The following is a 7,476-nucleotide window of genomic DNA, read 5'->3' as shown; positions in this document are numbered from 1 at the left end:
ATTCTTGTGGATATTTATTTCTCATAACACCTTCCATCTTACTTCATTTTCAAAATAAAAGATGTCTAGTTGCTTAGGGGAAGATCACTCTTGGAATGAGTTTGCTAGATGTGATAAGAGCAAACGATACATTTCTAAGCATTGAGGCGTTCAAATGGTGCCAAATGGTTTCGAAAAGATTGTTTCATGTGGGAGATAAGGCAGAATCAAATTTTTTGGGCTTTTTCGATATATTTATAGCTCCAGCAACTAAAGAGAGTTCCATTAAAGCGCACACAATTGTACGCCACCTCTATTACATGGCTAAATGCCAAAGGCGTCAATTGGCATACAATTAATCTGCAGAAATAGGCATCCCGATAAATATTTGGCAGCCCTTGTATGCCAAACTCATTTTCCGCATACAAGTAGGTTTATATGCATATATTGCTTCCTATAAACCTACTGGTTTCATTCCTGACTTGGGTTTTCATTAGAAAACTCTAAAAAAATCCCGCTTCCAATTTGCCCTCCTATGTGAAAGTTACACAAGCGATTCACGTAAAGGCTTTATATGTCATCACCAGAAAATCAAAATTTAGCTCTCACTAACTTTGCAATGTCACTAGATGAGCTATTGCAAAGTTTAACTGTGAAAGAAGCTCACATTATTGAGCAAGCTAAAGAAGTTATTAGTAGCTACCTTGATTGGTGGATGCCTATTCGAGATGGGCAACTACGACTAAAAAAAGAAGGGCAATCACATAGGCAAGCTGAGACTGGCCGCATATTTCCAAAACTTAGAATTAGAGACTCCGGTAAGGCTTACATCAACTGGTGTGATGAGGGACATCACAACACTAAACGCTTCAATAATAAGTTCACTAGAGAAATCCCCATGACAAAAAAAGGCTATACACCAGCCCAATTCAAAAAATTAGGTGACTCGTGGGAAATAGATAAAGCAATTCAAACTGAAGAAGTTCTTTCCAAATTTCGAAAAGCACTGGAATACATTCATGCACATCGCGTGCAAATCAACCGACTGAAAAGGAGCATGTAATATGCCTGCGGAATTTAAATCAATCTCAACGAGTATGCAGCTAGAGTCTCATACTATTCATAAATTTTTAGAAAACGAAGGAGGTAAGCTAGTAGGTGCATATAAAAAAATTGGCACTCTATTTTTATTAACCAGCTCAGAAGCTCCTTTGTATTCTAAAGTTGAAACTTGGTACAAAGAATTAAACGAATGGCTCCAATCTGAGTTATCTAACTTCAATGTTCAAAAAGAGCGTTATATTGAAAATTCAGAACTAGATGAAGTACCTGAAGTGACGACACCTGATTCATACAAATTTGAATTTGAAATTACGCACCCTCGCCTTTGGGATCTAATCAACTTTGCCAAGAAAATCGATTCTTCAATTAATGATATTGAAAACATGTGGCTGGCCGGAATGATAAACGATGAAGCCAGAACAAATGCTGTTAATCGCGTTATAAACATCCCGCGTAAACTTACAGCAAAAATAGACAAGGTAACAGCTGTTGGTAAAGACCGAAAAGGTGGCCCATTTAAAGCAAGTCAATTTGTATCTATTTTACGTGGCGGTTTAGAGCTTTACATTGATGACAAAGCCATTGAAGAAGAAAACCGACGCATAAAATCAAGCCTTGATAAAAAGCCAAGCAAAAGTCCAAATAATGAAACTTCTGAAGCCTCAAAAGAAGAACACAAAACAGCAGATGTTGAATCGCCTAAAAAAACTGATTCTAAAGCTGCGTAAGTGAGGCGCGTAAGCGCCTAACTCTAAGGTTTAATTTATATGATCACCAAATTACTTCGCCTACTAACGCCATCTGCTGACACGAAAAATACTCCAGCTAAACACCCTGAATTACTTCACATCATTGATATAAATACATCTCTAATCGAACACACAGTTAGGTCATTTGGGTTTTTTAGAAATGACAACCCTGAAATTAATGAGCAAACATTATTTCATGATGTCATAGAAAATTTCTGTGAGTATTGCTTAGGTGTACCTGCCTCAGAAGGCTACCACCACGCTCAGAAGTACGGCTTAATTAATCACAGCATACAAGTTGCAAACCGCTCCCTTCGTAAAGCGAAAGATCAATATCTTCCAGCTAAGTTTTCAAACGATATTGAATCGCTTAGACGAAAGCCGTATCAATATGCAGCCTGGCTATGTGGACTACTTCATGATGCCGGAAAAATCCATACCGATATGCTGATCCATGATAAAGCTGATGCAAATAATATTTGGATGCCAACAAAAGAAAGCATGGTGTCATGGATAGAAAGAACAAATGTTATTGAATACCAAGTTGAATGGCGCAAAGACCGATTAAATAAAAAGCACGACTCAGTAGCAATTATTTATTTAAATAACATTCTCACACCTGCTGCGCATGACTTTTTAAATACTTGCCCTAAAGAAGATGACATCATTGCTGAGATAGCAGATGTTTTATCAGGCTACACCCGAAAAGAAGGTTATCTCTATAACGCTGTTCGCCATGCTGACTCATTATCAACAGCGCAAGATCTGCAGACGGTATGGGATGAGAAACTAGGACCTCGAAAAGCTGCGCTTCACGAAAAAATCATCAAGTGCATGAGAGAACTTGCTGACAAATGGATTCTTGAAGGTTCACTCTTGTCTATTGATGACGAAATATACCTTCGCTGGCCAGATTGCTTTAATCAAATAGCTGAAAAGTTAAAGGTATACGATAAAGGTGTTCCGCATAAAGCTGCGTCAATTAAAAAGACCATGTTTGATCGCGGTATGGTTAGAGGTTTAATTGATGATGAGTATGCATTATTTTTTCAAGACCTTACTGAACGAGACAAAGCGCTAGAGAAATTAAGCACCGGGCAGACAGGATCAGGTAAAGGTTTATTGAGGCTAGAATATGGCTTCCTAGCGCTTGATGCAAAACCTCACCCCAAAAATGTGTTTGGCCTACTGAAAATGAATATGGCTGGCGAATCACTCCTGATTACCGAGAAAGATGTTGAGTTTCTGAGTCTTGAGCAAATCGAATTAGCTAAGCCATCAAGTTCGGGTTCGGCAGATAAAGCTGAAAGTAAAACGACCAGTCATGAGCAAGAGCCAACCACTGAGGCAAATAAACTAAACCCTAAACCACCAGCAAAGGAAGCAAGCAACGAATCAGCCCAAACCAAGCGTGTTAACCCTAAAAAGGTTAAACCAAAGCAAAGCAATTCAAATCCATTACTTAACGGACAAATTGTTAAGAACACAGACTCGAAAGAGCCTCAAAAAAATGGACCACCAGCAAAGGAGGCGCAACCAGAAAAAGAAAAACCTGTTTGGTACAACTCAAAATCACCATCAACCCATGCGCTTAAAGTTATTCCTGAATTACTTTCAAAAGCTAAAACCGCCACGATTGATAACGAGTTATTCTTCCTAATTGATGATGTGTACAAACAAATCATTAAAGAAAAGATTGAAGTTAACCTGGTAACTAATGGCTACTTAATCACTCGTAGCTCACTTCCTCATGCAAAGTATTTTATACACAACAACCTAAAGTACATTAAAGCCTGCCAAGCTATTAGTGATGCTGTATGCCCAATAACAAAGGCTAGTAATGAAGCCATTTCCACTCCACCTGTAAAATCTCAAAAAAATAACAAATCTCAGAAAAATTCCAAAAGCCCAAATGATGAAGCCCTAGATAATAGCGATATTACGAAGACTTTTTCACTGAGACTCATTGATAAAGGTTATGACAAAGATGACATAACAGAGCTTGAAGCTGAATTTCAATCAAAAATAGCGCAACTCGAAGTTAGTTCGACAGACTCAAGTTATGACTTGCCTTTTTCTCAAGCCAGAAAAGAAACATCGAAAAAGTTACTTAATGCACTGGAAGTTTTCTTAGTAAAAGTTGGCAGTGAGTTTTTAATCAGGATACCTAAAAAATGATAAAAGAACGCAGCAATCCGCTCTTTCACGAAAATGTATTTAGACCCGTACTAGAGCTGAATTCAGCAACATGGAATGCTGGTGGTGCAGGCCTGACATTTGCTTCAGCAATGTCATATGCTGGATCTGGTCATCTAGGGCTGGTTGGTTTCAGCGTTGCTACCTTTCTTGCTTACCAAGGTTATATGGATTGTGTTACTGGCATCCCTTTAGTTAAAAGGCAGTGTAAGTTATTTTTTAACGACATTACCTTTGAAGATATCAAGCGCCTGAGAAAAGAAAACGACTGTGACAAGTACCTTAACAGCGATATTGAAGACTCTAGTGACTCAAATAGAATTTATATAGGTGAAGGCTTTGAATGGGGTGTTGAACATGCTAATAGAGCGCACCAAGTACTCGGACTATCGACCACAAAAGAAGAAATTAAACTGCCATTAGTGCTTCGCCCATTTATTTCCAAGTGGGAAAAACAAACACAAAGATTAGGTGGTTTACCGTGGATTGCCGGTATTGGTGATGAAGTGCGCCAATATTGCTCCCCTGAAACGTTTTATGGCCACACCATGATCAACGGAAATGTTGGTACAGGCAAAACTACACTTTTTATTTTACTCAGCCTTGCCATGATCCACAAAGGATATACCGTCATCATTTTAGACCCTAAAAACGATGCATCATGGCGTAAAGCCATTAAGCGAGAAATGGATGAACTAGGAATAGGTGACAAGTTTTACTATTTCAACCCTGCACAACCAACTACTTCATGCCGATTAGACCCGGTAAGAAACTGGAATCGCTCTCAAGAAATTGCTGAGCGTATATCATCTATCATGATAAACGATGGTAAAGCAGATAGTTTTACAGACTTCAACTGGACAGTCATAAACAAGACAGTAAACGCGATGCTGTTTGTGGGTATTCGACCTCAAGTAAAAAGCATTGCTCGTTATGTAAACTTTGAAAAGGAAAGGCTGGCACTGAAATGCCTACAAAGACATTATCAAAATGTATTTGGTGACAACTGGCATAGCGACCTTGAAAAAGATTTAAAAGAGTTTGGCTCGCATCCTTTGCAGCAGCTCATCGGACATTACCAAACACTCTTGTCTGTAACAAATCCACAAGATGATGTTGAAGGCATTATAAGTCTGATCACACACAACGCTGAGCATATGCAAAAAATGACAACTCGTGTAGCTCCCACTTTCAGCGTACTTACATCTAAACCGCTTGATCAACTTATATCACCAGAGGAAAACCTTGAGGAAGATGCACCACCAATTGTGGATACGATAGATCTCGTTGAGGGTGGCGGTGTGCTATACATGGCGTTAGATTCTCTTTCGGATGCAAAATCAGCGGGCTATCTGAGTAAACTCACTCTTGCCGATATCGCAGCAGTTGCTGGTGAAAGATATAACGCAAGTGAAGGTAAAGGACGTCGAGTTGCAGTCTTTGTTGATGAAGTACATGCAGCGCTAGCAGGTAATGAAGCACTATTAAACCTACTAGCCCAAGGCCGAGCAGCAGCTATGCAGCTTTTCATTGCCACACAAACAAAACCTGATTTAGAAGCCAAGAGCGACAAAGCAACTGCAGAACGTGTACTTGGTTTATGTAATAACTTCTTTAGCCTGCGCGTGAATGATTCATCCACACAAGAATATGCTGCACAGCAGTTTGGTGAAGTACCCATCACATCACAACAAATTACGGTTGCACAATCGTCTGGTAATACAGACGACATTACTGATTTTGGCAGTGGCTATTCTGAAAGAATGACAAAGACAATGGATAAAGCATTTGGCGAAACACTGCTAGGCTCTTTACCCAAACTGCAATACGTTGCCAGATTAGCTGATGGTCGGAAAATAAAGGGACGCATCCCCATCGTGAAATATTAAGTGAGGGCAAATGATGAAAAAAATAGAAGTAAGTACATCAAAGCTCGCTGATAGTCCTAGCACAATGATCCGCAAAGCAGTTAGCTCTGATACATACCAACTATTACTTGCGCTTTGGGGTGAGCTGCCAATGATAGTTGTTACGCATGAGAAATTAATTAGCTATATCGGTCCTGATATACGATTTCCATCACAAAACAAGACGGTCTTTGAAGTAATCATAACCCGGTCTATCACATCTGATTTAGAACTATTTAAAAAAGCGACAAGCAGAAATGAACGTTACGCAAAGTACTTAACGAAACTTGCAGAAGAAGCGACAGAACTAGTTAACCTCACAGTTTGGTACCATATACGAGGCAAAGGTGATCGAGTATGGGATTTCTTAGAGTGCAGTGTATTCGAGTTCAATAAAGTGGGTGCGGTAATGCATATCAAGGAAAGCAATATTGACAGGCATGAGCTGGATGATATTAAAAAGCGATTTGCATATGTCGTACTTTCCAAGTTCATTACACGAAAAGAGTTAATTTGCTTTGGCGTTCCTCCATTTGGCCAAAACAAAAATTACACGTTTAAGGAGTTATTCAATGCTAATTGATGACGAACCACTTAAAGATAGAAGCCAAGAAGAAACAAAAACCAGAGGCCTACTGTTATTTATTGTACTTACGATTTTTACACAACTTTTAGTAATGAACCCCAACTACTTTAACGCTCTATTAGAGCAAGAAGTGAAAGAAGCATACCTAGCATTAGGCGAAACCAAATGGATTAACCTAACAAATCGTACTGATGAAGCATTCATTTTTGTACTCATCGATTCAGGGTTCAAAGACCGCTATTTGGATAAAATTACCAGAGATACCGAAAACCCCAACCCAATAGCCAAAAAATTCGAAATTCTTCTCCCTCTTGCGCATCGATTCGCAAACAACGTGCAAGTGGTAATTTACCAGTTCATTCATCGGGCTGGACTAATGATGGATTGGTTTTGGTTGCTTGTACCCTTTTTTATAGCTCAAATAGCTTCAGCGGTTTACTACTGGCGTATACGTGCCTACTCATTTGGAACAACCACGAAAGCTCGGATGCTTATACTTAAGAAATTTTCCAAAACAATCTTACTAATAGGGCTTATCTACTTTTTGATACCAGCATTCTATCCACCAGCTTCACCTTATCTACCCGTATTAATGCTCATTGGTCTAGGTGTACTAATGAAGAAGCAGATAAAGACTTTCCAGAAATTTATTTAACCTATTCAACGCACTGATGTTGGAATTGGTATCGATATAAAATCCGTATTAACGGTTTTAACTAGTATCAGCTCGGTGTATTCCCCCCTAAATAGCAAATCTCTTGTGAAAAATTTACAAGGTAATTATCAAATTTCCCTATGGTGACTTAATCGAAACCACAAATTTCCTATCTAAATAATACGAAAATCAAAAAAAACAATAAATTGACGTAGAATTGACGCTTTTCGTCAATGACAATACTATCCGTTTGTTCTGGTCAACTCCAGCCGGACACTTTTCTTAAAGAATTTTCATACTCAACTGGTGACTGATCGTTATTAGCTGAGTGCAGCCTTTCCA

The 7,476-nt window shown here is 38.9% G+C and carries 6 protein-coding genes; all 6 read left to right on the top strand.

From position 1 onward, the window contains the following. Positions 1–553 precede the first annotated feature (553 nt). From mobI to AN214_RS21235, 6 genes are read left to right on the top strand one after another with little or no spacing between them, the layout of a single operon-like run. Positions 554–1,042 (top strand): conjugative transfer protein MobI(A/C), encoded by a 489-nt coding sequence (mobI, locus tag AN214_RS21260; protein WP_054981548.1) that lies wholly within the window; start codon positions 554–556, stop codon positions 1,040–1,042. 1 nt (position 1,043) lies between these two features. Further along, positions 1,044–1,769, top strand: a complete 726-nt coding sequence (locus AN214_RS21255; protein WP_054981547.1) for a hypothetical protein — start codon at positions 1,044–1,046, stop codon at positions 1,767–1,769. Between the two features lie 39 nt (positions 1,770–1,808). Next, complete coding sequence (mobH, locus tag AN214_RS21250) at positions 1,809–3,968, top strand: MobH family relaxase (RefSeq protein ID WP_054981546.1); 2,160 nt, start codon at positions 1,809–1,811, stop codon at positions 3,966–3,968. Beyond that, complete coding sequence (gene traD / locus AN214_RS21245; RefSeq protein ID WP_054981545.1) at positions 3,965–5,875, top strand: conjugative transfer system coupling protein TraD; 1,911 nt, start codon at positions 3,965–3,967, stop codon at positions 5,873–5,875. Before mobH ends, traD begins: the two co-directional genes overlap by 4 nt. Positions 5,876–5,885: 10 nt before the next feature. Beyond that, entirely contained in the window at positions 5,886–6,476 is a 591-nt protein-coding gene (locus AN214_RS21240) for a hypothetical protein (protein WP_152960836.1), read from the top strand. Beyond that, positions 6,466–7,134, top strand: coding sequence for a DUF4400 domain-containing protein (locus AN214_RS21235; RefSeq protein WP_054981543.1), 669 nt, complete (start codon positions 6,466–6,468; stop codon positions 7,132–7,134). Before AN214_RS21240 ends, AN214_RS21235 begins: the two co-directional genes overlap by 11 nt. The last annotated feature ends 342 nt before the right edge of the window (positions 7,135–7,476 follow it).

Source organism: Pseudoalteromonas sp. P1-9 (assembly GCF_001399975.1).
In the GTDB taxonomy this organism is placed as follows: domain Bacteria; phylum Pseudomonadota; class Gammaproteobacteria; order Enterobacterales; family Alteromonadaceae; genus Pseudoalteromonas.
This window is presented reverse-complemented; position numbering and strand designations above follow the sequence as displayed.

Coding starts and splice junctions, on each gene's coding strand:
- AN214_RS21240 (WP_152960836.1), top strand. CDS start 5,886: ATGATGAAAAAAATAGAAGTAAGTACATCAAAGCTCGCTGATAGTCCT.
- AN214_RS21235 (WP_054981543.1), top strand. CDS start 6,466: ATGCTAATTGATGACGAACCACTTAAAGATAGAAGCCAAGAAGAAACA.
- AN214_RS21255 (WP_054981547.1), top strand. CDS start 1,044: ATGCCTGCGGAATTTAAATCAATCTCAACGAGTATGCAGCTAGAGTCT.
- mobH (WP_054981546.1), top strand. CDS start 1,809: ATGATCACCAAATTACTTCGCCTACTAACGCCATCTGCTGACACGAAA.
- mobI (WP_054981548.1), top strand. CDS start 554: ATGTCATCACCAGAAAATCAAAATTTAGCTCTCACTAACTTTGCAATG.
- traD (WP_054981545.1), top strand. CDS start 3,965: ATGATAAAAGAACGCAGCAATCCGCTCTTTCACGAAAATGTATTTAGA.